We start from the raw sequence: 24,752 nt of genomic DNA on the forward strand, positions 1-24,752 counted from the left end.
ACGATCTCCGCTTGCACCCGTAGGAGCCCGCCGGCGGGCGATGCTTTTGCCTGTGCATCAGAGCAAGAGCATCGCCTGCCAGCGGGCAGCGGGCTCCTACGTGAGAAGTGCGGCCAAGCCCGTTTGATTCTCGCGATCACGGATGAACGCAAAAATTACGCCGGCGGCAAGTCTTCCAGGTTCCAGCGCGGCCGCACTTGCACGGTTTCGTCCTGCCGCTGGCCGCTGGCCAGCCGGATCGCGCCAGCCAGCGCGATCATCGCGCCGTTGTCGGTACAGAACGCGAGGCGCGGGAAGTAGGTACGAAAGCCGTCCTTGTCGCCCGCCGCCGCCAGCTCGGCGCGCAGGCGCTTGTTGGCGCCCACGCCGCCGGCGATCACCAGCCGCCGCGCGCCGACCGCTTCCAGCGCGCGCCGGCACTTGATGATGAGGGTGTCGACGATGGCCTCCTCGAAGGCCAGCGCGACGTCGGCGCGGGTCTGCCCGGCCTGATCCGAATGCTGCCAGGCCAGCAGCACCTGGGTCTTCAGCCCCGAGAAGCTGAAATCCAGCCCGGGCCGGTCGGTCATCGGGCGCGAGAAACGGAAGGCGCCGTGCCGCCCCTGCTCAGCCAGCTTGGCCAGCGCCGGGCCACCGGGGTACGGCAGGCCCATCAGCTTGGCGGTCTTGTCGAAGGCTTCGCCAGCGGCGTCGTCCAAGGTGTCGCCGAGGATGCGGTAGTCGCCGATGGCCTTCACCTCGACCAGCAGCGAGTGCCCGCCGGATACCAGCAGCGCCACGAAGGGCGGCTTGGGCGGATCGTCTTCCAGCAGCGGCGCCAGCAGGTGGCCTTCCATATGATGGACACCCACGGCCGGCACGCCCAGCGCCCAGGCCAGTGCCCGACCGGCCGCCGCCCCCACCAGCAGGGCGCCGACCAGACCGGGACCGGCGGTGTAGGCCACCCCGCCGAGGTCGGCCGGCGTCAGGCCGGCCTGCTGCAGCGCCTCGCGCGCCAGCGGCAGCAGTTTGCGCACGTGGTCGCGGCTGGCCAGTTCCGGCACCACACCGCCATAATCGGCGTGCAGCTTGATCTGGCTGTACAGGGCGTGGGCCAGCAAACCACGTCCCGGCGCCTCCGGCTCCCAGCGCAGGATCGCCACGCCGGTCTCGTCGCAGGAGGACTCGATGCCCAGCACCGGCTTGCCCGTCACGGGCGGCTTTGAAAATTGATCGTCAGGCACGGTATACTTCGCGGCTCGCCGCATCCACTGTCCCGGAAGCGGGACAGATTACCACTCGGAGTCTCCATGCCCAACGTCAAAGTCCGCGAGAACGAGCCGTTCGAGGTCGCGCTGCGTCGTTTCAAGCGTACCTGCGAAAAGGCCGGCGTTCTGGCCGAAACGCGCAAGCGCGAGTTCTATGAAAAGCCCACCCAGGAGCGCAAGCGCAAGCGTGCCGCCGCGGTGAAGCGCCACCTGCGCCGTCTGTCGCGCGACGTGTCGCGCAAGACACGCCTGTACTGAGTCCTGCACTGCCGGCCACCGGCAGTCTGCGCGTCTTCACGTCGCGCATGCAGTTTGCCGCTGGCGCGACCTCGCCGCCATGGCAAGCACTCGGACATGATCCACCGGTGTTGCCCACGGCAACGCCGGTTTTGTCGTTCCCGCCATTCACCACGGAGCCACGCCATGACACTCAAGCAGCAGCTTACCGAGGACATGAAAACCGCCATGCGCGGCGGCGACAAGCAGCGCCTGGGCGTGATCCGCCTGGTACTGGCGGCGATCAAGCAGCGCGAGGTGGATGAACGTATCGAGCTGGATGACACGCAGACGCTCGCCGTGCTGGAAAAGATGCTCAAGCAGCGCAAGGATTCGGTGACCCAGTACGCAGCCGCCGCCCGCGAGGACCTGGCCGACGTCGAGCGCGCCGAGATGGTGGTGATCGAGGCCTACCTGCCCGCCCAACTCGACGCCGCCGAACTCGACGCCCTGATCGCCGCCGCCGTTGCCGACACTGGCGCCAGCTCGCCGCGCGACATGGGCAAGGTGATGGCTGTCGTCAAGGACAAGGCCGCCGGCCGTGCCGACATGGGCAAGGTGTCCGCCCTCATCAAGGCCAAGTTGTCGGGCTGACCGCACCCGCAGGCCTTAGACTGCACAGTCTATGCGCGGCTCGATTCCCGAAAATTTCATCGACGAACTGCTCGCCCGCGTCGACATCGTCGACGTGATCGAGCGGCGCGTGCCGTTGAAGAAGGCCGGGCGCGAATGGACCGCCTGCTGCCCGTTCCACAACGAACGCACGCCGTCGTTCTACGTCAGCCCGGCCAAGCAGTTCTTCCACTGCTTCGGCTGCGGTGTGCACGGCAGCGCGATCAAGTTCCTGATGGACTACGAGCGGCTGGAATTCCCCGATGCGGTGGAGGTGCTGGCGCAGTCGGTCGGCCTCACCGTGCCGCGCGAAGGCGGCCAGGGCGACCGCCCGCGCGAGGACAAGACCGACCTTTACGCCCTGCTTGACGCCAGTGCCGGCTGGTATCAGCAGCAATTGCCCAAGAGCGCCGAGGCGCAGGCGTATTGCAGGCAGCGCGGGCTGGATACCGACACCATCGCGCGCTTCCGTCTGGGCTGGGCGCCGGCCGGCTTCGATGGCGTGATCTCCGCGCTGGGCAACACGCCGCGCCGGATGGAGCTGCTCGCCGAGGCCGGCATGGTGTCCAGCGGCGAGCGCGGCGGCAAGTACGACCGCTTCCGCGAACGGCTGATGTTCCCCATCCTCGACCGCCGCGGCCGGGTGATCGCGTTCGGCGGGCGGGTGATCCAGAAGGCCCGCGAGGCAGCTGCTGGCGATGCGCAGGACGCGCGCAAAAGTGAAGGCCCCAAATACCTCAACTCGCCGGAAACCCCGCTGTTCCACAAGGGCCGCGAGTTGTTCGCACTGTGGCAGGTGAAGCAGGCCAACCCGAAGCTTGCGCGCGTCGTGGTGGTGGAGGGCTACATGGACGTGATCGCGCTGCACCAGGCCGGCCTACCCATCGCGGTAGCCACGCTGGGCACGGCCACCACGCCGGAGCACACCGAGCTGCTGTTCCGCGCCGCGCCCGACGTGGTGTTCTGCTTCGACGGCGACCGCGCCGGCCGCGCCGCCGCATGGAAGGCGCTGGACGCCGCGCTGCCGCGCCTGCGCGACGGCCGGCAGGCGTACTTCCTGTTCCTGCCCGAGGGCGAGGACCCGGATACGCTGGTGCGCAAGGAAGGCAAGGCCGGCTTCGAGCAGCGTCTGAAGCACGCCACGCCGTTGTCCGAATACCTCTTCGACGAACTCGCCCGCGACGTGGACACCACGAGCCTCGACGGCCGCGCACGGCTCGCCGAGCGCGCCCGCCCGTTGCTCGCGCGACTGCCCGACGGCGCCTTCCGCGACCTGATGGCACAGGAGCTGGAGCGACGCACCGGCGCCCGCGCCATGCTCGCCGCGGCGGCCCCCGCGCCGCGCACGGCGCCACGGCCGGCGGCGCAGCGCTCGCTGGTACGCAGCGCTATCGCCCTGCTGCTGACCCAACCCGGCATGGCCGACCAGGTGGCGCGGCCTTACCGCTTCCTGCGCCTGGACAAGCCCGGCGTCACCCTGCTCGCCGAGCTCATGGATGTCGCGCGCGGCCGCCCCGGCATCAACCCGGCCATGCTGGTGGAGCACTTCGCCGAGCGCGACGAATACGCCTCGCTGCAAAAACTGATGGCCACCACCGTGGTGGGCGAGCCGGAAACCCAGCGCGTGGAGTTCGTGGAGGCGCTGGCGCGCATGGAGGAACAAGCCGTGGCGCTGCGCCGCGAAGCGCTGCACGCCAAGATGCGCGCGGGCCCGCTGGACGAAGCCGAGAAGGCGGAATTGCGTGAACTGCTGGCCGCGCGCGTGCGGCCTGCCGTGGCGTCGGACTGAGCCGCCGTGCCATCGCCACCCACTGCTGCAGCATGTCGGCACGTGTGCCGCAAGGACGCCCATGGATCTGCTTGAACGACTGGTGACCATCTTCGCCGAGAGTGGCTACCTCGCGGTGTGGCTCGCGCTGACCATCTGCGGCCTCGGCCTGCCGCTGCCCGAGGACGTCACCCTGGTGGCCGGCGGGGTGATCGCCGGGCTGGGCTACGCCAACGTGCACCTGATGTTCGCCATGTGCATGGTTGGCGTGCTGCTGGGCGACGCCACCGTGTTCCTGCTCGGCCGCCGCTACGGCGCGGCCATGCTTGGCTGGCGCTGGGTGGCGCGCGTCCTGCCACCGGCGCGTTACGAAGTGGTGCGACACAAGTTCGCGCGCTACGGCAACCGCGTGCTGTTCGTCGCGCGCTTCCTGCCGGGCATGCGCACGACGGTGTATTTCACCGCCGGCGCCACGCACCAGGTCTCGCTGCTGCGCTTCGTGCTGATCGACGGCCTCGCCGCCCTCATCAGCGTGCCGGTGTGGGTGTACCTGGGCTACTTCGGCGCCAACAATCGCGACTGGCTGGCCACCTGGATGCAGCGCGGCCAGAACAGCTTGTGGCTGCTCATGGGCGCGCTGTTGCTGGTGCTGCTGTGGACGTGGTGGCGGCATTACCGCTGCCGCCGTCTCAGCCACGACGATTGACTCAACGATCGCCGGGCGACCAGTTCAGGCCCAGTGTCAGCCAGCGGCCCGCACGCTCGCGGCCCACCAGCAGATCCACGCTCACCGCACCAGGCAAGCGCAGGCGCAGGCCACCTTGCAGCGCGCGGTACGTCCGGCCTTCGGCATAACCCTCGGCCAGCCACGACCAGCGCGCCCCCTCGCGGTATTCCAGCCCCACACCCGCCACCAGGCTTCCCCCGGCATGCCGGAGCCTGCCAACGCCAAGGTTGGCCTGCAGCATCCAGCGCGGCCCCAGCGGTTGGCTGAGCGCGAGGTAGGCCGTGGCGGCGTCGAGGCCGTGGCGCCAGTCGCCGTTCAGCGCCACGGCCAGCCCCGGGGTGTGCTCGCCCACGTCGAGCAGGCCGTGCTTGAAACCGGCGAGCAGCACCCCGCCGGCCATACCGGAAGGGTCGACGCTCGCGCCGAGGCTGTACTCCACGCCGTCCCACGCGCAGGCCGGCAGCGCCGTGGCCTCCTGCAGCTTGCCGGAGCGTGCGCGCAGCCAGGATTCAAGCTGGCAGTGCCCATCGGCGGTGACACCGGCGTCATCCACCAGCAGGCTGGCACCGGCATGCGCCGCGCGCGGACACAGCAGCACCACCGCCAGCAGGGCGGCGAAGAGAAACTTGCCCATGACAGCTCCCCTTGGCTACAGCCAGCGCCCGTAGCGGCGGGTGTAGAGCAGCTTCACCAACTGAGTGAGCACGCAGTAGGTAAGCACGGTGGCGGCGACCCAGCCGAAGTAGACGCCGGGTAGCGGAAGCATGTCGAGCTTGGCGCCGAGGCTGGTATACGGGAGCAGCATGCCGATCGCGATGATCGCGGTGGTCAACCCCAGCACCGGCGCGGCCGCGCTGCTCTGCAGGAACGGGATGCGACGTGTGCGGATCATGTGCACGATCAGGGTTTGCGTGAGCAGGCTCTCAATGAACCAGCCACTCTGGAACAGCGCCTGGTGCACCGGCCCGTTCGCGCCGAATACGTGCCACATCAGCCAGAACGTGGTCATGTCGAAGATCGAACTGACCGGGCCGATCCACACCATGAAGCGGCCGATGTCGCTGGCGTCCCACTTGCGCGGCTTGCGCAGGTATTCGTCGTCCATGCGGTCGAACGGAATGGAGAGCTGCGAGATGTCGTACAGCAGATTGAGCACCAGGATCTGCAGCGGCAGCATCGGCAAGAACGGCAGGAACGCGCTCGCCACCAGCACGCTGAACATGTTGCCGAAGTTCGAGCTGGCGGTCATCTTGATGTACTTGATGATGTTGCCGAAGGTGACGCGGCCTTCCAGCACGCCCTCCTCCAGCACCATCAGGTTCTTCTCCAGCAGGATGATGTCGGCCGACTCCTTGGCGATGTCGGTGGCGGTGTCCACCGAGATGCCCACGTCGGCGTCGTGCAGCGCCGGCGCGTCGTTGATGCCGTCGCCGAGGAAGCCCACGGTGTGGCCCTGGCGCTGCAGCGACTTCACCACCGCGGCCTTCTGCAGCGGCGACATCTTGGCGAACACCGTGGTGCGCCTCACCAGTTCGTCCAGCGCCGCCTCGTCCAGCGACTCGATGTCGCGACCCTGCACCGAGTGGGTGACGTCCAGCCCCACCTCGCGGCAGATCTTGCGCGTCACCGCCTCGTTGTCGCCGGTGATGACCTTCACCGCCACGCCGTGTGCGTGCAGCGCGGCGATGGCGGTGGCGGCTGAATCCTTGGGAGGATCGAGGAAGGCCAGGCAGCCCACCGCGGTGAGTTCACTCTCGTCGGCCACGCTCCAGGCGCGCTCGGCGGCCGGCTCCCTGCGCACCGCCACCACCAGAACGCGCAGGCCGTCTTCGTTGAGCCGGTGCGTCATCGCCTTGATCGCGCGGCGACGCTCGTCGGTCATCGGCTCCACAACGCCGCCCACCTGGGCGTAGGCACAGGTCGCCAGCATCTCCTCCACCGCGCCCTTGCAGATCAGCAGATGCTCGTTCCGGCCATCGGCCACCACCACCGACATGCGGCGGCGCTGGAAGTCGAACGGAATCTCGTCCACCACGCGGTAGCGCGCGGCCACTGGCTCCAGGTCACGGTGCTCCAGCACCGCCTTGTCCATCAGGTTCTTGAGGCCGGTCTGGAAGCGGCTGTTGAGGTAACCGAATTCCAGCGCCTCGTCGCTCTCCTCGCCGTCGAGGTCGAGGTGGCGCTCCAGCACGATCTTGTCCAGCGTCAGCGTGCCGGTCTTGTCGGTGCACAGCACGTCCATCGCGCCGAAGTTCTGGATCGCGTTGAGCCGCTTCACCACCACCTTGCGCTTGGACATCGCCAGCGCACCCTTGGCGAGGTTAGCGGTGACGATCAGCGGCAACATCTCGGGCGTGAGGCCCACCGCCACCGACAGTGCGAACAGGAACGCCTCGGTCCAGTTGTGCTTGTCCAGGCCGTTGATGAGGAACACGATCGGTACCATCACCGCCATGAAGCGGATCAAGAGCCAGCTCACCGAGTTCACGCCGCGGTCGAAGCTGGTCTGCACGCGCTGGCCGCTCATGCTGTGCGCCAGCGAGCCGAGGTAGCTGCGCGCACCGGTGGCCACCACTACCGCGCTGGCGGTGCCGGAGATCACGTTGGTGCCCATGTAGCAGAGCGTGGGCAGATCCAGCGGATTGCCCGTCGTGTCCACGCCCTGCGCATGGATCGGCGCCACCTTCTCCACCGGTAGCGATTCGCCGGTGAGGATGGCCTGGCTGATGAACAGGTCTTTCGCGCCGAGCAGGCGCAGGTCGGCGGGCACCATGTCGCCAGCCGCCAGGTGCACGATGTCGCCCACCACCAGCTCGCCCACCGGCACCTCGATCTGCTCGCTGTGGCCGTCGGAGGCCTGCCGCGTCACCGCGGCGGTGTTGCGCACCATCGCCTTCAGCTTCTCGGCGGCGAGCGAGGAGCGGTACTCCTGGGTGAAGCTGAGCAGCACGCTGATGCCCACCATCACCGCGATGATGATTGGTCCGGTGAGGTCGCTGTCGTCGGTGGCGAGCTGCACGCCGGCCAGCACCAGCAGCACGATGATGAAGGGGTTCTTGAACGCACGCAGCAACTGCCGCGACCAATGCGGCGGCCGCTCGTGCGATACCTCGTTGGCGCCGTCGCGGTGCAGGCGCTCGGTGATGCGATCCTCGTCCAGTCCGTGCAGCGAGGTATCCAGCGCGGCAAGCAGCGCGGGGTTGTCGACGAAGGCGTCCTGCGCCGCCCGCACCTGTGCAGGCACCGGCGCCACAACCTTGGCCGAAGGGCGTGAAAACAGCTTGCTCATGATCGCTACCGTGGTTCGTGATGCGCCGATCCACGGCGGCGCGACGGCTGCCTGGAGGGGCTATCCGGGGAAATTCTCAGGGTGGCCGGGGCAGCCACCGCCACGTCGATGCACACTGGCAACCGCCAGTGGCGCGACCGGGCCGACGCGCGCGTCAGTGCCCGGCGGCAGGCTGCGCTGGACTGAGTGGCAGGATATGCGATGCGACACTCGCCGGCAGGGGCGCCGGCACCGTCACCACGAACTCGCGCCGCGACGCCTCGCGGCGCACGGCGAACGGCAGCTTGCGGAAATCCCGCAGGCGAAATACGTCACGAAGGAGCTTCATAGCCCATCTCCTTGAATCACGGCGCACGGCGCCGGAGGAGACGAGCCGGCGTTTCCTAGTCGAGGAAAATACCGGTCGACTGCTGGCGGCTGCCGCAGGCGTTCAGTTTGTTTTGCAGCGCCGGCACCCGAAGCAAGCAGGTGTCGACGTTGCGACTAGGGTAAACGTCCATATGCCTTGGTTAGTCAGGACAGTGATGTCGAGCGGCACGACTGAAGCGTCGCGCGCGACCGGCGTATTTTGCAGTGCGGCAGCGGTCGCGTCAACGGCAAAGGCGCCATTTGCGCAAAAAATCAACCCAGCGGACGGAACACCAGCCCCTGCTGCGCCAACGGCGCGACCAACCAGTGGTCGGCCAGCAGGAAGGCGAACAAGGCCATCAGGTAGGTGATGGAATACTTGAACACGCGCATCGCGAAGAAATCGTCCGGCGGGTTGAGCAGGCGGATCGCGTAGTAGAGGAAACCCGCGCCCAGTGCCACCGCGCCGCCCAGATACAGCCAGCCGCTGTAGCCGGTGATCGCGGGCAGCAGGGTCACCAGCACCAGCAGCACGGTGTAGAACAGCACCTGCCAGCGGGTGTAGGGCACACCGTGGGTCACCGGCAGCATCGGCACGCCGGCGCGCGCGTAGTCGTCGCGGCGGAAGATCGCCAGCGCCCAGAAGTGCGGCGGCGTCCACACGAAGATGATGAGGCACAGCTGCAGCGCGAACGGATGCAGCGCGCCGGTCACCGCCGTCCAGCCCAAGACCGGCGGGATCGCGCCGGCCAGGCCGCCGATCACGATGTTCTGCGGCGTGGCGCGCTTCAGGTAGGCGGTGTACACCAGCGCGTAGCCGATCAGCCCGCCGAAGGTGAGCCACGCGGTGAGCGGGTTCACCAGGAACACCAGCACCAGCATCGAGACGATGCCGATCGTGATGGCGAACGTCAGCACCTGCCACGGCTTGAGATGCCCGGTGGCCAGCGGCCGTCGGGCGGTGCGCGCCATCAGCTTGTCGATGCGCTCGTCGATCAGGTGGTTGAACGCTGCCGCCGAGCCCGAGGCCAGCCAGATACCCAGCGTGCCCCACACCAGCGCGCGCCACGGCGGCAGGCCGGGCGCGGCGAGGAACATGCCGATCACCGCGCAGAACACCAGCAGCGCCACCACGCGCGGCTTGGTCAGTTGCAGATATTCGCTCAGCAGATTCATCGCAAGGCTCCCGCCGCATTGTCCCGGGGCTGCGTGCGCGCCAGCGTGACCACCAGGGTGGACAGCAGCAGCGCCGCCATGCCGTTGTGCGCGGTGGCCACCGGCAGCGGCAGGCCGAAGTGCACATTGCTGATACCCAAGAGCACCTGACTGACCAGCGCCACCGCCACCGCGATGCCATAGCCGCGCAAGCCGCGCCGCGCCAGTCGATGCGACAGCCAGCCCAGGTAGCAGAACACCAGCAGCGCGCCGAAGCGATGCGCCATCTGGATCGCGGTGCGCGCCGGGCCGTCCAGGATGCCGCCCTCGAAATTCACGCCGATGCCGCGCCACAGGATGAAACCCTGATGGTAGTCACCCGGCGGCCACCACTGCCCCAGGCATTGCGGAAACGCCGCTGGCCCGGTACCGCAGGCCAGCGCGGCGTAGTTCGACGAGGTCCAGCCGCCCAGCGCGATCTGGCAGGCGAGCAGCACGATGCCCAGCAGCATCAGACGGCGCAGCCCCGCCAGCGCGTCGTCCGTCGCGCCCACGCCGCCGAAACGCGCCGCCACGTAGGCCAGCAGCGCGAAGGTGGTCATGCCGCCCAGCAGATGCCCGGTCACCACGATGGGCTTGAGCAGCAGGGTCACCGTCCACATGCCCAGCATGGCCTGGAAGATGATGACGCCCAGCGCTACCAGGCAGATCCGCCACGCCGCCGGCCGCTTGAGTGCCAGCGCGGCAGCCATCGGCAGCGCAATGGCGCACACCGCCAGCAGCGACGACCAACGATGCTCGCCTTGCATGTACATCGCCACGCCTATCGCGGCGAACACGGCGCTGCCGACGATGGCCAGCGTGATCCAGCGTCGCCGCGCGGCGGCCAGCAGCGCCAGCGCCAGCACCAGCACACCCAGCGTGCCGGCGAGCATGCGGTGCACCTGTTCGCGCCAGGCCTTGTGCGCCTCGTAGGGACGATCGGGGAAGGCCGCATCGGCCTTGGCCACCGCCTGCGCATGCTGCGGCCAGGCTGCCTGGCCATAGCAGGTCGGCCAGTCCGGGCAGGACAGCCCGGCATCGGACAGGCGCACGAAGGCGCCGAACATCACCAGCCCGAAGGCGAACACCGCCGCCAGCAGCGACAGCCAGCGCAGGCTTTTCCCGACACGCGACAACATCACTTGATGACCTTCCGCAAATCCTGCAGCAAACCCGAGGGATCGAAACCGGCAGGATAACTGGCCAGTGCCGTGCCGTTGGACTCCACCAGCACCGCGCTCACGCTGTCCGGCACGGTCACCCGCCACGCCGCGAGCTTGCCGTCGACATCGCTACCGACCTGCCAGAAGTTCGCCATGCCCGCGCGCTCGTCCGTGTCCGCCGGCGGCGTGCCCACGTAAAGCAGGCGCAAGCGTGACTGGTTCTGTGTGAGCATCACGCGCGCCTTCGCCATCGCGGTCAGCGCGGCGTAGCACCGCGCGGCGCAATCCGGCCCCGGCAGCGCCACCAGGGTGAGTCGCGGCGTGCTGTCACGCCAGGCCCAGTCCTTGCCGTCGGCGAGGCGCACCGGCAACGACTCGGCGGCGAAGTTGCGTTGCGGCAGGATGGCCTGGCCATGCCCCGTGGCGCCAGGCTGCCAGCCCGCCAGCGTGAGCACCAGCGCCACCACGAAGGGCGCGGCGAAGATCGAGGCAACCAGGAGCAGTTTCAGCCGCCCCTTGCGCAGGGCAGCGGGATCGTTGGCGTTCATCAAGGTTTCCTGCGCCGGAACGGGCGCTTGCGGCTGAGCACGAGCAGGATCACCACCACGGCGAGCGCGAAGGTGAACCACTGGAAGGCATAGGCGCGGTGCCGCGCCGGCGGCATGTCGCCGAAGTCCAGCGTATGCACGCGCACGTAGATCGAGGCCGGGTCGGGATCCAGCGCCAGCACGCGCGGATACAGTTTGGCATGCAGGTCGGCGGCGATCTGCGCGGCGGCAAAGTAGATCGTCGTCTTCGGCCACTGCGTTTGCCGCACCAGCGCATCGCCGCCCATCTCGAAGCCATGCCCCGGCGGCGGTTCGTAGAGGCCTTGCAGGGTCTGTTCGCCGGTCGGCAGCGGCGGCAACTGCGGTGCCTGACCGGTGCCGTTGCCGGGCAGGAAGCCCAGATCCACCAGCAGCAGGCGCGTGCGTCCGGGCACACGCAGCGGCACGTAGGCCTCCACGCCGCCGCAGTCGTCGTGCTTCGGGTTGTCCAGCAGGTACATGCGGTCGGCGAGGTACGTGCCCCGCACCCGCACCCGCGGGTAGGCGTTCGCCGGCGGATCGGACGCCACGGCGGCGAAGTCCTGCACGGGGGCTGCCGCTGCCGCGGCAAAGCGCCGCAACAGCGCATCCTTGTCGTCGGCGCGATGCAGTTGCCACACGCCCAGGCGCACGAACAGCACGGCGGACACCGCGGTCAGCGCGATCGCCCACCATGGCGGACGGCGAAACCCGGCTAGCACGAGCGCCCCCTCGCCGTGGCTATACTGCCTGCACCTGTCTCTACCGGATCAATCACGTGGGGCTCATCTACAAATACGCGGTGGTGGTGTTGCTGCTGGTGGTGATCTTCAGCCTCGGCCAGGCGCTCTACTACATGATGACCGACAAGCACGATGACCGTCGCATGGCCTGGGCGCTGACTCGCCGCATCGCGCTGTCGCTGCTGCTCATCGGCATGGTCATGTTCGGCATCTGGATGGGTTGGCTCAGCCCGCACGACGTGGGGCAGTGAGCGCCAGCGCCGCACCGGAACCGTTTCCCGCAACACGAAGAAGCCCGCCGAACGGCGGGCTTCTTCGTGTTCAATCCCATGAAAGCCCGGCGCTTTTATTGAAAGTCCGGCGATTGCCGATGCCTGATGCTGCCCTCCGCGCCACGCGCTCGCGCGACATCGACACCCGGCCACGACTGGCTGGTGCCTGATCTTCGCTCTTCGCGACGCGGCGGCGCGGAAAAATCAAAGGATGTAGACAAAGAGGAACAGGCACAGCCACACCACGTCGACGAAGTGCCAGTACCAGGCCACCGCCTCGAAGCCGAAGTGGTGTTCCTTGCTGAAATGGCCCTTGGCCACGCGCAGCCAGATCACCGCCAGCATGATGGTACCCAGGGTCACGTGCAGGCCGTGGAAGCCGGTGAGCATGAAGAAGGTGGAGCCGTACACACCGCTGTGCAGGGTGAGGTTCAACTCCTTGTACGCCTCCATGTACTCGTGCGACTGGCAATAGATGAAGGTGGCGCCCAGCAGCACGGTCAGGCCGAGGAAGGCCAGGATCTTGCCGCGATGCCCCGCGCGCAACGCATGGTGCGCGATGGTGATGGTGACGCTGGAGGTGAGCAGGATCAGCGTGTTGAGCAGCGGCAGCCCCCATGGCGCCACCGTGCTGAACGCGCCGCCGACGCGCATCGGGCCGTTGCCGCCATCCGCGCCCCAGGCGCCGCTGTAGCTGTCGTAGAGAAACTGATGGGTGAGCGCGCCATGACCGGTGCCGCCCAGCCACGGCACCGAGAACATGCGGATGTAAAACAGCGCGCCGAAGAACGCGCCGAAGAACATGATCTCGGAGAAGATGAACCACATCATGCCCATGCGGAACGAGGTGTCCACCTGTGCGCTGTAGCGGCCGGCCATCGACTCGTGGATCACCGAGCGGAACCAGCCGAAGAACATGCCGAGCACGCCGACCGCGCCGATGGTGATGACGGTCTTGCCGAAACCGGCGTCGCCAGGCTCGGCACTGAGCCAGTGCGCGGCACCGAACACGGTGAGGAACATCACCACCGCGGCCACGATGGGCCACTGGCTCTTGCTGGGTACGAAATAGACGTCTTGCTGCTGAACCATGCTGAGACTCCGTGGAGTTTCCCCGTGGGCGGCGGATGCCGCGACCACTTCACCGAACGCGACGGCGGATCGCCGCGATTACTTCATCGACAGGATCTGGGCGAACGAGAGCAGGTAGAACGCGCCGACCACGATGGCCAGCACCGTCACCGTGCGGCGCACACCGCGCCGGCGCCGCCGCTCGAACTGCCCGTCATGGCTGAGGTCGGTCATTGGCCGGCGTCCGTCAATCGTTCACGTGGCCATGCGCGAGCTCTTCATCGCGCACCACCGGCGGCACCTCGAAGGTGTGGTGCGGCGCCGGCGACGGGATGGTCCACTCCAGCCCCTTGGCGCTTTCCCACGCGCGGTCGGCGGCCTTCTTCTTCGAGAAGAACGCGCAGTGCACGATCACGCCCAGGAAGATCAGCTGCGAGGACCCGAACAGGAAGCCGCCGATCGAACTGATCATGTTGAAGTTGGCGAAGGCCACGTTGTAATCCGGGATGCGTCGCGGCATGCCGGCCAGGCCCAGGAAGTGCTGCGGGAAGAACAGCACGTTCACGAAAATCGTGGAGCACCAGAAGTGCACCTTGCCCCAGAACTCGCTGTACATATGGCCAGTCCACTTGGGCAGCCAGTAGTAGGTGGCGCCCATGATCGCGAACGCGGCGCCGGTCACCAGCACGTAGTGGAAGTGCGCCACCACGAAGTAGGTGTCGTGGTATTGGAAGTCGGCCGGCACCAGCGCCAGCATCAGGCCGGAGAAGCCGCCGATGGTGAACAGGATGATGAAGGCGATGGCGAACAGCATCGGCGTCTCGAAGGTCATCGAGCCGCCCCACATGGTGGCCACCCAGTTGAACACCTTCACCCCGGTGGGCACCGCGATCAGCATGGTGGCGTACATGAAGAAGATGTCCGCGCCCAGCGGCATGCCCACCGCGAACATGTGGTGCGCCCACACGATGAACGACAGGAAGGCGATGCAGGCGATCGCGTACACCATCGCCTTGTAGCCGAAGATCGGCTTGCGCGCGAAGGTCGGCACGATCTCCGAGATGATCCCGAACGCGGGCAGGATCATGATGTAGACCTCGGGGTGGCCGAAGAACCAGAAGATGTGCTGGTACAGCACCGGGTCGCCGCCGCCGTGCGGGTTGAAGAAGCTGGTGCCAAAGTACTTGTCGGTGAGCAGCATGGTCACCGCGCCAGCCAGCACCGGCATCACCGCGATCAGCAGGAAGGCGGTGATCAGCCAGCTCCACACGAACACCGGCATCTTCAGCAGATCCATGCCCGGCGCGCGCATGTTGAGGATGGTGGCGATGATGTTGATCGCGCCCATGATCGAGCTGATGCCCATCAGGTGGATCGCGAACACCACGTAGGCCAGCGAGCCCATCTGCAGCGACAGCGGCGGGTACATCGTCCAGCCGCCGGCCGGCGCGCCGCCGGGCAGGAACAGCGTGGAGAGCATCAGCAGGAAGGCGAACGGCAGGATCCAGAACGACAGGTTGTTCATGCGCGGCAACGCCATGTCCGGCGCGCCGATCATCAGCGGGATCATCCAGTTACCGAGGCCGACGAAGGCCGGCATGATCGCGCCGAAGATCATCACCAGCGCATGCATGGTGGTCATCTCGTTGAAGAAGTACGGCTGCACCAGTTGCAGGCCGGGCTTGAACAGCTCGGCGCGGATCACCATGGCGAAGCTGCCGCCGATGAAGAACATCGTCAGCGAGAAGATCAGATACAGCGTGCCGATGTCTTTGTGGTTGGTGGACATCACCCAGCGCTGGAAGAAGCCCTGCGGTGCGTGATGCTCGTCGTGGTGATCGTGGGTGGCTTCGTGGGCCATGGCCTTGCACCTCTACCTGGTATGTCTGGTGGCGCAGCCGCGAACGGCTGCTTCCGCAATGAATGGGATGGCGCGGCGCGCCGTCAGCCGTGCTCGCCGGGCGCCGACGCGGGCGTCACCTGCGCGGTGGCCGGGGCGGCGGCGGTGCTGGCGGCGGCGGGCGCGGCCGGAGCCGGCGCGGACGCCTGCTGCTGCGCGGCCAGCCACTTGGCGAAGTCCTCCTGCGAGACGGCCTTCACCACGATGGGCATGAAGCCGTGATCCTGACCGCACAACTCGGCGCACTGGCCGCGATAGGTGCCGGCCTCGTTGATATTGGTCCAAGCCGCGTTGACCACGCCAGGAATCGCATCCATCTTCCAGCCGAAGGCCGGCACCCACCACGAGTGGATCACGTCCTCGCTGGTGATGATGAAGCGAACCTTGGTGTGGATCGGCAGCACCAGCGGCTTGTCCACGTTCAGCAGATAGGTGTTCTCGTCGCCGGTCTTCACCGCATACGGATCGAGGCCGGAGCGCAGCTGGCGCGTCTTGTCCGAGTCCGCATCGAGCTTGGACATGAAGTCGACCTTGCTGATCGCCTTGCCCTGATAGTCGACGTAGTCGTAGCGCCACTTCCACTGGTAGCCGGTGACCTTGACTGTCAGCTGCGAGCCGGAGGTGTTGGCGAAGCTGACCAAGCCGCCGGTGGACATCCAGGCCAACACCACCAGGATGATGACCGGGATGGCCGTCCAGACGACTTCCACCGCGGTGTTGTGCGACCACTTGGCCGGCACCGCGCCGCGCGATTTGCGGAAACGGAACATGGCAATGAACATCGCGCCATAGACCAGGATGCCGATCACCGTGCAGACGATCAGCGAGACGTTGTTGAGGAAATAGGGCTCACCCGACCACGTGCTCACCCCGCGCTCCATATTGAGCTGCCAGGGGTGCGGATCGGCCTGCGCCACGCCCGCGACCAGCGCCAGCGCCAAGATGGCCACGACGGCAACGATGCGCCGGATGCCCTTGTGCGGCCCGACGCCCCCAGTCCCGATACTGCCAGATGTCATGCTCTCGCCCTTTGTTGAACCTATCCGCGCCGCTGGCCGTTCACCCCATCCAGCAGCAGCTTGAGTTTGCGCAACAGCTCGGAGCGTTCCTGTTCGGCCAGAAACCGCCCGATTTCACACTCGCGCCCGTGCGAACACAGCAGCAGGCGACGACATCCGTTTTCCCCTTCCTCCAACCGCACCCGCACCCAGGCCACCTGGAATCGCGCACGCTGCCGGCCCGGCAACCAGCGCACCTCCAGCGACGTGTCGTCGAGAGTGATGCGTTCGCTGCGGTCGCCGGCGCGCCAGGCCACACCCAAGGCGATGGCCATGGCCGCCGACTCGACCAAGGCAAACAGCGGGGCGAACACATTGCCCTGCCACGCGCCGAGGACAGCCGTCGACAGCACCAGCAACACCAACACCGCGATGAGCCGACGCAGACCGCGACGACTGAGCGTGCGCTGGGGCCGGAGCCACAGCGTCACGCGCGGCGAGCCGGCGGCGGCTGGTCGTAGCACGATCATGGAGACCCGGCATGCCAGTAACACCGGGATCATAGGTCGCCAAAGCGCAATGGGCAAGATTGTCGCAGGGACTTGAGCTGTATCAGTGCGCGAAACCGGCACAGCAAGCCCCTGGTCGCGAGCGTACAATCGCGCGTTCCCCACACTTAGACCAGTGTCCATCGTGACCCAAGCCATTCTCCGCCCCGAACTCCCTGCCGACGGCTCGCCCGCGCGCGCGCGCATCACCGCCGCCTGGCTGCGCGACGAGACCGAAGCCGTCAACGACCTGCTGGCCCAGGCCACCCTGCCGCCCGCCGAGCACGAGCAGGTGATCGACGTCGCCGCCGGCCTGGTTACCCGCGTGCGTGCCCGAGCCAAGGACCAGAGCGCGGTGGAGTCCTTCATGCGCCAGTACGACCTGTCCAGCGAGGAAGGCGTGCTGCTGATGTGCGTGGCCGAGGCACTGCTGCGCATCCCGGACAAGGCCACCGCGGACAAGCTGATCCGCGACAAGCTCGGCGAGGCGGACTGGAAGAAGCACCTCGGCCAGAGCGAGTCGCTGTTCGTCAACGCCAGCACCTGGGGCCTGATGCTGACCGGCCACCTGGTGCAGCTGGCCGAAGACACCCGCCACGATTTCACCGGCGCGCTGAAGCGGCTGGTCGGTCGTGCCGGCGAGCCGGCGATCCGCCTCGCCGTGCGCCAGGCGATGCGCATCATGGGCCACCAGTTCGTGATGGGGCAGACCATCGACGAGGCGCTGGACCGCTGCGCGAAGAAGGAATACGCGGTGTACCGCTACTCCTACGACATGCTGGGCGAGTCCGCGCTCACCGCCGAGACCGCCGAGCGCTACCAGGAGGACTACCGCCGCGCCATCGGCCGTATCGGCGCACGCGGCCCGTTCGCCAACCATACCGACGCGCCGTCGATCTCGGTGAAGCTGTCCGCGCTGCACCCGCGCTACGAGGTGGCCAAGCGCGAAGACGCACGGCGCCTGCTCACCGCGAAACTGCTGGAGCTGTCGCAGCTGGCGATGAAGCAAGGCATCGCGCTGTCGGTCGACGCCGAGGAAGCCGACCGGCTCGAACTCTCGCTGGACATCATTGGCGACGTATTCGCCCATCCGTCGTTAGAAGGCTGGAACGGCCTCGGCATCGTGGTGCAGGCCTACTCCAAACGCACCCCGTTCGTGATCGACTGGCTGGTCGAGACCGCGCGCAGCGCCAAGCGTCGCTGGTACGTGCGCCTGGTCAAGGGCGCCTACTGGGACGCCGAGATCAAGCGCGCGCAGGAACAGGGCCTGGCCGGCTATCCGCTGTACACGCGCAAGCCGAACACCGACGTGTCCTACCTGGCCTGCGCGCGCAAGCTGTTCGACGCCGGCATCGAGCTGATCTACCCGCAGTTCGCCACCCACAACGCGCACTCGATCGCCGCCGTGCACCACATCGCGCGCGGCCGTCCGTTCGAGTTCCAGCGCCTGCATGGCATGGGTACCGACCTGTACGCCGAGGTGATCGGCCCGCAGAACCTGAACGTGCCGTGCCGTGTGTACGCGCCGGTCGGCACCCATGAAGACCTGCTGCCGTACCTGGTGCGCCGCCTGCTCGAGAACGGCGCCAACACCAGCTTCGTCAACCGCGTGGTGGACGAGACCCTGCCGGTTCGCGAGCTGGTCGCCGACCCCTGCGAGACGGTGCGCCGCTTCGCGTCCATTCCCCACCCGCGCATCCCCCTGCCGGTCAATCTCTATGGCGACAATGCTGCGCTTGCGCAGCATTCCAATTCGGTAACTCGGAAGAATTCCATGGGCATCAACTTCTCCAACGACAACGAACTCAAGGCACTCGCCGAAGCCGTCAACGCCAAGGCCGGCCCATGGAACGCCGCACCGCTGGTACCCGGCGGCAAGGGCAACGGCACCACCGTGCAGGTCACCAATCCCGCCGACCGCCGCCAGGTGGTCGGCAGCTACGTGACCGCCGACGCCACCCTGGTAAACCAGGCGCTGGCCAACGCCGTCGCCGCCCAGCCCGACTGGGATCGCCTGCCTGCCGCCAGCCGCGCCGCGATCCTCGAACACGCCGCCGAACAACTCGAAGCGCGCCGCGCCGAGTTCATCGCGCTGTGCGTGCGCGAGGCCGGCAAGAGCCTGCCCGACGCCATCGCCGAGGTCCGCGAGGCGGCCGATTTCCTGCGCTACTACGCCACCATGGCGCGCCGCCTGTTCGGCCAGCCCGAGCAGCTGCCCGGCCCCACCGGCGAGAGCAATCAATTGTTCCTCAACGGCCGCGGCGTGTTCGTCTGCATCAGCCCGTGGAACTTCCCGCTGGCGATCTTCTTGGGCCAGGTCAGCGCCGCACTGGCTGCCGGCAACAGCGTGATCGCCAAGCCGGCGGAGCAGACCTCGCTGATCGGCCATGCCGCGGTGAAACTGCTGCACGAGGCCGGCGTGCCGGTCGACGTGCTGCAGTACCTGCCAGGCGATGGCGCCACCGTCGGCGCCGCGCTCACGAAAGACCCACGCGTGGCCGGCGTGGCCTTCACCGGCTCCACCGAGACCGCCTGGGCGATCAACCGCGCGCTGGCCGCGCGCAATGCGCCGATCGCCGCGCTGGTCGCCGAGACCGGCGGCCAGAACGCGATGATCGCCGACTCCTCCGCCCTGCCCGAGCAGATCGTCAAGGACGTGATCGCCTCGGCGTTCCAGTCCGCCGGCCAGCGCTGCTCGGCCGCACGCGTGCTGTTCGTGCAGGAGGACATCGCCGACAAGGTGGTCGGTATGCTCGCCGGCGCGATGGCCGAGCTGAAGGTCGGCGACCCCGGCCAGCTGTCCACCGATGTCGGCCCGGTGATCGACGAGGACGCGAAAAAAATCCTGGTCGAGCACGCCGCGCGCATGGACAAGGAGGCGAAGAAGATCGCCGAAGTGCCACTCGATCCGGCGACCACCGCCAACGGTACCTTCTTCGCCCCGCGCGCCTACGAGATTCCGTCGCTCGCCACGCTGACCCGCGAAGTGTTCGGCCCGGTACTGCACATCGTCCGCTGGAAGGGCAGCGAGCTGGCCCAGGTGGTCGAGCAGATCAACGCCACCGGCTACGGCCTCACGCTTGGCGTGCACAGCCGCATCGACGACACCGTGGAATACATCCGCAGCCACGCCCGCGTCGGCAACTGCTACGTCAACCGCAACCAGATCGGTGCGGTGGTCGGCGTGCAGCCGTTCGGCGGCGAAAGCCTCTCCGGCACCGGCCCCAAGGCCGGCGGCCCGCACTACCTGCTGCGCTTCGCCGGCGAGCGCACGCTCACCATCAACACCACCGCCGCCGGCGGCAACGCGTCGTTGCTGACGATCGGCGAGTAAGCCTTAGGCGCGGGATTCGGGATTCGGGATTCGGGATTCGGGATTCGGGATTCGGGATTCGGGATTCGGGAAAGCCTCGCACCCGTCCCCCTCTCCCCCAAGCCGGGCTTGGGGGAGAGGGGGACGTAAGTGGACTCTTCGGCATTGCCATGGTGCCGATGCAGCGAGTACGTTGCATGCCATTGCAAGGAGCGTTGGCATGCCACGACAGAACAAAGGGCGAACCGAGTTCACCCGCTGGATGGGACCCCTGCTCGATTGTCTGCGTGCGCTTGGCGGTTCGGCCAAACCGCAAGAAGTGTCCCGCTGGATCGCGCGCGAGTTGAACCTCCCGCACGCCATCACCGAAGCCACCATCAAGTCCGGCGCCAATCGTTTCCACAACCAGGTGCAATGGGCACGCCAGTACTTGGTGTGGCAAGGCCTGCTGGACGACGGTCGGCGCGGTATCTGGACCCTTAGCCCGCTGGGATGGAAGACTCACCTCGACGAGGATGCTGCGCGAACCATATTTCTCGACCGGGTAAAGGTTCAACAATCCGAGCGCAAGCAGCACGCATCAGCGGAGCCTCATCCTGAGCCCGACCTGGTCGACGCTGAGCCACCTGAAGAGTCACAAGATCTCAGCTTGCTCGACGTCCTCAAATCCCTGCCGCCGTACGGCTTCGAGCTGATCTGTGGCCGCCTGCTGCGCGAGCACGGGTTCGAGGAGGTCGAGGTCACCCAGCGTTCGCCCGACGGCGGCATCGACGGCTACGGCCTACTGCGCCTGAGCCCTTTCGTGAGCCTGCGCGTGGCGTTCCAGGCCAAGCGCTACAAGGATGTCGTCACGCGCAGTGCGGTGGGCGAGTTCCGCAACGCGCTGCTTGGCCGCGCAGAGAAGGGCGTGTTCATCACCACCGGCCGCTTCACTCCGGATGCCGAGGCCGAAGCCACCCGCGATGGTGTGGTGCCGATTGAGCTGATCGACGGCGAGCAGCTGATCGAGCTTTTCCATGACAAGCTGATTGGCGTGAAGCCGAAAACGATCTACGAGATCGATCACGCCTTCTTCGACGAATTCCGCCGCGAATCCTGAGCAAAACGCCATGCACGACGCCACGAACACCGATCTTGCCAGCACGCTGCAACGCCTGCGCGCCGCGCAGGCGCTCGAGCCGCTGCCCGGCTGGCCCGAACGTGTTCGCCGGCTGCGTGCGCTGGAGACCCTGCTGCGCGCGCAGCGCGAAGCCATCGTTGCGGCCATCCACGCCGACTTCGGCAACCGCCCGACGGAGGAAACCGAGCTGCTGGAAATCTTCCCCAGCCTGTCGGCGATCCGCCACGCGCTGCGCCACGGCCGGCGCTGGATGCGGCCGCAGCGACGGCTGGCCGGCCTCGCCTTCCTGCCCGCGCGCACCGAGCTGCGCCCGCAGCCACTGGGCGTGGTCGGCATCATCGTGCCGTGGAACTACCCGCTGTACCTGGCCGTGGGGCCGCTGGTGGATGCACTCGCCGCCGGCAACCGCGCGATGCTGAAAATGAGCGAATACACGCCGCGCTTCTCGGCATTGTTCGCCGAGCTGGTAGGCAGGCATTTCCGCGATGACGAAGTGTGCGTGGTGAACGGCGATGCCACCGTGGGCCAAGCCTTCGCCGCACTGCCGTTCGACCACTTGCTGTTCACCGGCTCCACTGCGGTGGGCCACCACGTGATGCGCGCTGCCAGTGCCAACCTCACCCCGGTGACGCTGGAACTGGGCGGCAAGTCACCCGCCATCCTCGGCCCCGGCGCGCGGCTGGAACAAGCCGCCGAGCGCATCGTATTCGGCAAGCTGGTCAACGCCGGGCAGACCTGCATCGCACCCGACTACGTACTGCTGCCGCGCGCGCAGATGGCGGAATTCATCGCCGCCGCGCGCGCCGCCACGGCACGGCTGTATCCCGATCTCGCGCGCAACGCGCAATACGCCAGCATCGCCAGCGACCGCCACTACGCGCGGCTATCCGCGCTGCGCGACGACGCGCAAGCCGCCGGCGCCAGCATCGAAGCCTTGAGCGACGCCGCGCCCGACGCCGCGCGCCGTCTGTTGCCACCGGTGCTGCTGACCGGCGTGCGCGACGACATGCCGGTGATGCGGGAAGAAATCTTCGGTCCGCTGCTGCCGGTCGTACCCTACGACACGCTGGACGAAGCCATCGCCTTCATCACCGCACGAGCGCACCCACTGGCGCTGTACCTGTTCGAGGTAGATCAGACGCTGATCGAGCGCGTGCTGGCGCAAACCCACGCCGGCGGCGTCACGCTCAACGACACGATCTTCCACATCGCCCAGCACGGCCTGCCCTTCGGCGGCGTGGGCGCCTCCGGCATGGGCGGCTACCACGGCGAGGCCGGCTTCCGCACGTTCTCGCACTTCAAACCAGTGTTCCGGCAAGCGCGCTGGAACGGCGCGGGCCTGCTCAATCCGCCCTACGGGGCGCGCTTCCGGCGCATGCTGGAGCTGCTGCTCAAGCGCGGTTGACGCGTTTCAAGAAAAAGGCCTCCGCGCGAACGAGGAGGCCTTTTCAGAACTGATGCCCGAGCGATTGTCTGATGTCGGGAAAGTGCTGTCGTGCACTTTCCCGACTCGCGGAGGCCGAACTGCGTCCGGCCCCGGCTCCGCGGGTCGATCGCGAATGCGATCGACCCGCGCGCGATCCATCCGTGGATCGCGCTTTCAGGCCGTCTTGCGACGGCCTGAAAGCCATCAGAACTTGTACTGCGCCGACAGGCTGAGCAGGTTGCCGTAGTCGTCGAAGCTGCCGGCGAGCACGTCGCCGGTGGAGCTGGTGGAGCCGTTCACGCCGGCATGGCTGACGAAGATGTGCGCATACGAGGCGTTGATCGAGAAGTTCGCGTTGGCCTTGTAGCCGATGCCGAAGCTGGCCATGCGGCGGGCGCCGTCGGGCACGCGCGGATCGCGGTTGGTGGCGGTCATCGGCGCCTGGTCGATGGCGAAGCCAGCGCGCAGGGTCAGCTTGTCGGTGGCGTAGTATTCGCCGCCCACCGAGACGTAGAGGGTGTCGCGCCAGTTGAACGGCAGCACCGTGGTCGGCTGCAGCGGGTTCGGGTAAGCCAGGGTGAGCTGGCGCATCACGCTCCACTGCGTCCAAGCCACGTCGCCGCCGATGCCGAACTGATCCTCGTGGTGCCAGTAGCTCAGGGTGGCCACGGCCGGATTGGTCAGGCGCGCCTTGCCGCTGGTGTTCGCAAACGGCGGGATGCTGGCGGCCAGCTGCGGGTTGGTCAGCAGCAGGCTGTAGCCGGCGGGCACGGTGAAGTTGGCGGTGCCGTCGATGTCGTGAGTGATCTTGGAGCGGTAGTTCAGCGACACGCGATCATTCGCGGTGGGCTTCCAGTAGGTGCCCAGCTGCCAGCCCCAGGCCCAGTTGTTGCCCTTGACCTTGGCGAAACCGTCCACGCCAGGCGGTGTCATCGCGGCCACGCCAGCGGCGGCGGCCTGGCCCTGGGCCACGGCGGCCTGGATCATGCCGGCGGCCTGCGCCGGCGAAATCTGGCCGGCGGCAGCGGCGGCCTGGATCTGCGCCACGGCAGCCTGCGTCTTGGCGCCGATGCCCTGCTGGATGCCCAGGCCCACGGCGTTGAAGTTGATGGCGTTGGTCAGCGTGGCGCTGGTGCGCTCGGCAATCGCGCTGGCGCCCACGCTCCACTGGTCGTTGATCTTGAACGAGGCCGACAGCGTGGCGTCGAGCGACTGCAGCTTGGTCTCGACCGCGTCATAGCGGCCCATCCAGTTCCGGTCGTACTCGGTCTGGAAACCAAAGGGCGCGTCGAGAGCGAAACCAAGGTTCACCCGGTCGCTGACCTTGGTGGCGATCGCCAGCGCGGGCACCGGCAGCGTGGTGCCGGCGTCGCCGCCATTGCCACCGCTGATCGGCCTGCCGAGCACGTCATGTGCGCTGCCGCTGAACTTGGCGCTGAAATTGATCGCGGTGACGTCGGCCTGCACGTAGGTGCCGTCAAGGTCGCTCATCGCCGCCGGTGCGTTTTCCACCACCGACACGTCGCCACCGGCGGTGGCCGAACCAGCATAGGCGCGGCCCAGGCCCTGGGTGCTGTTTTCCTTCAACTGGAAGGCGCTGGCATGGGCCATGTCCGGCGCCACCAGGGCACCCGCGACGGCCGCGGCCAGTACGGCGAGCGTCAGCGGACGGGCAGCGCCAGTGAGGGAACGGAAAGACTTGTGCATCGCGTGCTCCTGCGTATCGGGCGAATGGTTGCGGGCGGCCTGCATGAAGTTCCTACGGAATTCATACAGGTGTTTAACATACTCACCCGAACTGTGCACGTTGCGCCAAGGGCTTGCAAGTGCTGGCGCAGCAATTGCCGGAACAACCATCGTCATCATTCATAATCGCCGATTGCCCCGCTACGTCGAGACGTCCATGTCCCTCTCCTGCTTCGTCTACGCCAGCCGCCAGCAGCCCGACACCTATCTGTGGCTGGCCCAGCGCGACGGCTTCGACGCGTTGCCCGCGCCGCTGCGCGCCATGACGGGCGAGCTGCGCTTCGTGATGGCGCTGCAACTGGATGAAACCCGTCGGCTGCCGCGCGAGGACACCGCCACCGTACTGGCCAACCTGCGCGACCAAGGCTGGCATCTGCAGCTGCCACCGGGCACGCTGCCCGGCTGAAGCGCGGCGCGTTAAC

23 protein-coding genes are annotated in these 24,752 nt (G+C 67.4%); 9 read left to right on the forward strand and 14 right to left on the reverse strand.

Features of this window, described 5'->3' with window-relative positions:
• Positions 1–155: 155 nt before the first annotated feature.
• Positions 156–1,178 (reverse strand): tRNA (adenosine(37)-N6)-threonylcarbamoyltransferase complex transferase subunit TsaD, encoded by a 1,023-nt coding sequence (tsaD, locus tag AC3WQA_RS08115; RefSeq protein ID WP_492676335.1) that lies wholly within the window; start codon positions 1,176–1,178, stop codon positions 156–158.
• Between the two features lie 111 nt (positions 1,179–1,289).
• Here tsaD and rpsU point away from each other — a divergent pair, with 111 nt between their 5' ends.
• The 4 genes from rpsU (at position 1,290) to AC3WQA_RS08135 (ending at position 4,609) form a co-directional block, all read left to right on the forward strand.
• Positions 1,290–1,505: a 30S ribosomal protein S21 gene (gene rpsU / locus AC3WQA_RS08120; protein WP_192107573.1), complete on the forward strand. Its 216-nt coding sequence runs from the start codon at positions 1,290–1,292 to the stop codon at positions 1,503–1,505.
• A 165-nt stretch (positions 1,506–1,670) separates the two neighbouring features.
• Positions 1,671–2,117 (forward strand): GatB/YqeY domain-containing protein, encoded by a 447-nt coding sequence (locus tag AC3WQA_RS08125; protein ID WP_492674567.1) that lies wholly within the window; start codon positions 1,671–1,673, stop codon positions 2,115–2,117.
• A 31-nt stretch (positions 2,118–2,148) separates the two neighbouring features.
• Entirely contained in the window at positions 2,149–3,924 is a 1,776-nt protein-coding gene (gene dnaG / locus AC3WQA_RS08130) for a DNA primase (RefSeq protein WP_492674568.1), read from the forward strand.
• Positions 3,925–3,985: 61 nt separating this feature from the next.
• Positions 3,986–4,609: a DedA family protein gene (locus tag AC3WQA_RS08135; RefSeq protein WP_492674569.1), complete on the forward strand. Its 624-nt coding sequence runs from the start codon at positions 3,986–3,988 to the stop codon at positions 4,607–4,609.
• 1 nt (position 4,610) lies between these two features.
• Here AC3WQA_RS08135 and AC3WQA_RS08140 read toward each other — a convergent pair whose 3' ends face one another.
• The 7 genes from AC3WQA_RS08140 to AC3WQA_RS08170 all read right to left on the reverse strand — a co-directional run bounded on the left by AC3WQA_RS08140 (position 4,611) and on the right by AC3WQA_RS08170 (position 11,915).
• Positions 4,611–5,264 (reverse strand): PA4824 family protein, encoded by a 654-nt coding sequence (locus tag AC3WQA_RS08140; RefSeq protein WP_492674570.1) that lies wholly within the window; start codon positions 5,262–5,264, stop codon positions 4,611–4,613.
• Between the two features lie 15 nt (positions 5,265–5,279).
• Positions 5,280–7,919 carry a magnesium-translocating P-type ATPase gene (mgtA, locus tag AC3WQA_RS08145; protein WP_492674571.1) on the reverse strand — a complete coding sequence of 880 codons (2,640 nt, stop codon included), beginning with the start codon at positions 7,917–7,919 and terminating at the stop codon, positions 5,280–5,282.
• A gap of 154 nt (positions 7,920–8,073) precedes the next feature.
• Positions 8,074–8,247, reverse strand: coding sequence for a hypothetical protein (locus AC3WQA_RS08150; RefSeq protein WP_492674572.1), 174 nt, complete (start codon positions 8,245–8,247; stop codon positions 8,074–8,076).
• 293 nt (positions 8,248–8,540) lie between these two features.
• Positions 8,541–9,443 carry a heme o synthase gene (gene cyoE / locus AC3WQA_RS08155; RefSeq protein ID WP_492674573.1) on the reverse strand — a complete coding sequence of 301 codons (903 nt, stop codon included), beginning with the start codon at positions 9,441–9,443 and terminating at the stop codon, positions 8,541–8,543.
• Positions 9,440–10,603: a COX15/CtaA family protein gene (locus AC3WQA_RS08160; RefSeq protein ID WP_492674574.1), complete on the reverse strand. Its 1,164-nt coding sequence runs from the start codon at positions 10,601–10,603 to the stop codon at positions 9,440–9,442. Before AC3WQA_RS08160 ends, cyoE begins: the two co-directional genes overlap by 4 nt.
• Positions 10,603–11,175 (reverse strand): redox-active disulfide-containing membrane protein, encoded by a 573-nt coding sequence (locus tag AC3WQA_RS08165; protein ID WP_492674575.1) that lies wholly within the window; start codon positions 11,173–11,175, stop codon positions 10,603–10,605. The genes AC3WQA_RS08160 and AC3WQA_RS08165 overlap by 1 nt, the downstream gene beginning before the upstream one ends.
• On the reverse strand, positions 11,175–11,915 hold the full coding sequence (locus AC3WQA_RS08170) for an SURF1 family protein (RefSeq protein WP_492674576.1): 741 nt from the start codon (positions 11,913–11,915) through the stop codon (positions 11,175–11,177). Before AC3WQA_RS08170 ends, AC3WQA_RS08165 begins: the two co-directional genes overlap by 1 nt.
• Before the next feature lie 56 nt (positions 11,916–11,971).
• Between AC3WQA_RS08170 and AC3WQA_RS08175 the strand changes: the two genes are divergently transcribed.
• Entirely contained in the window at positions 11,972–12,187 is a 216-nt protein-coding gene (locus AC3WQA_RS08175) for a twin transmembrane helix small protein (RefSeq protein WP_492674577.1), read from the forward strand.
• A 225-nt stretch (positions 12,188–12,412) separates the two neighbouring features.
• Here the strand turns inward: AC3WQA_RS08175 and AC3WQA_RS08180 are convergent, their stop codons facing one another.
• The 5 genes from AC3WQA_RS08180 to AC3WQA_RS08200 all read right to left on the reverse strand — a co-directional run bounded on the left by AC3WQA_RS08180 (position 12,413) and on the right by AC3WQA_RS08200 (position 16,707).
• Positions 12,413–13,300: a cytochrome c oxidase subunit 3 gene (locus tag AC3WQA_RS08180; RefSeq protein ID WP_492674578.1), complete on the reverse strand. Its 888-nt coding sequence runs from the start codon at positions 13,298–13,300 to the stop codon at positions 12,413–12,415.
• Positions 13,301–13,378: 78 nt separating this feature from the next.
• Positions 13,379–13,513 (reverse strand): hypothetical protein, encoded by a 135-nt coding sequence (locus AC3WQA_RS08185; RefSeq protein ID WP_492674579.1) that lies wholly within the window; start codon positions 13,511–13,513, stop codon positions 13,379–13,381.
• Positions 13,514–13,526: 13 nt separating this feature from the next.
• Positions 13,527–15,140 carry a cytochrome c oxidase subunit I gene (gene ctaD, locus AC3WQA_RS08190; protein ID WP_492674580.1) on the reverse strand — a complete coding sequence of 538 codons (1,614 nt, stop codon included), beginning with the start codon at positions 15,138–15,140 and terminating at the stop codon, positions 13,527–13,529.
• Positions 15,141–15,223: 83 nt separating this feature from the next.
• Positions 15,224–16,198 carry a cytochrome c oxidase subunit II gene (gene coxB / locus AC3WQA_RS08195; RefSeq protein WP_492674581.1) on the reverse strand — a complete coding sequence of 325 codons (975 nt, stop codon included), beginning with the start codon at positions 16,196–16,198 and terminating at the stop codon, positions 15,224–15,226.
• A 20-nt stretch (positions 16,199–16,218) separates the two neighbouring features.
• Positions 16,219–16,707, reverse strand: coding sequence for a DUF2244 domain-containing protein (locus tag AC3WQA_RS08200; RefSeq protein ID WP_492674582.1), 489 nt, complete (start codon positions 16,705–16,707; stop codon positions 16,219–16,221).
• Positions 16,708–16,870: 163 nt separating this feature from the next.
• On the opposite strand from AC3WQA_RS08200, the gene putA reads away from it, so the two are divergent.
• From putA to AC3WQA_RS08215, 3 genes are all read left to right on the forward strand, one after another.
• On the forward strand, positions 16,871–20,059 hold the full coding sequence (gene putA / locus AC3WQA_RS08205; protein WP_492674583.1) for a bifunctional proline dehydrogenase/L-glutamate gamma-semialdehyde dehydrogenase PutA: 3,189 nt from the start codon (positions 16,871–16,873) through the stop codon (positions 20,057–20,059).
• A 199-nt stretch (positions 20,060–20,258) separates the two neighbouring features.
• Positions 20,259–21,137 carry a restriction endonuclease gene (locus AC3WQA_RS08210; RefSeq protein ID WP_492674584.1) on the forward strand — a complete coding sequence of 293 codons (879 nt, stop codon included), beginning with the start codon at positions 20,259–20,261 and terminating at the stop codon, positions 21,135–21,137.
• Between the two features lie 10 nt (positions 21,138–21,147).
• Positions 21,148–22,563, forward strand: coding sequence for a coniferyl aldehyde dehydrogenase (locus AC3WQA_RS08215; RefSeq protein WP_492674585.1), 1,416 nt, complete (start codon positions 21,148–21,150; stop codon positions 22,561–22,563).
• A gap of 225 nt (positions 22,564–22,788) precedes the next feature.
• Here AC3WQA_RS08215 and AC3WQA_RS08220 read toward each other — a convergent pair whose 3' ends face one another.
• Entirely contained in the window at positions 22,789–24,291 is a 1,503-nt protein-coding gene (locus AC3WQA_RS08220) for an OmpP1/FadL family transporter (protein WP_492674586.1), read from the reverse strand.
• A gap of 196 nt (positions 24,292–24,487) precedes the next feature.
• Here AC3WQA_RS08220 and AC3WQA_RS08225 point away from each other — a divergent pair, with 196 nt between their 5' ends.
• Complete coding sequence (locus AC3WQA_RS08225; protein WP_492674587.1) at positions 24,488–24,736, forward strand: YcgL domain-containing protein; 249 nt, start codon at positions 24,488–24,490, stop codon at positions 24,734–24,736.
• Positions 24,737–24,752: the final 16 nt, after the last annotated feature.

It is taken from the genome of Rhodanobacter sp. FW106-PBR-R2A-2-24 (assembly GCF_058789615.1).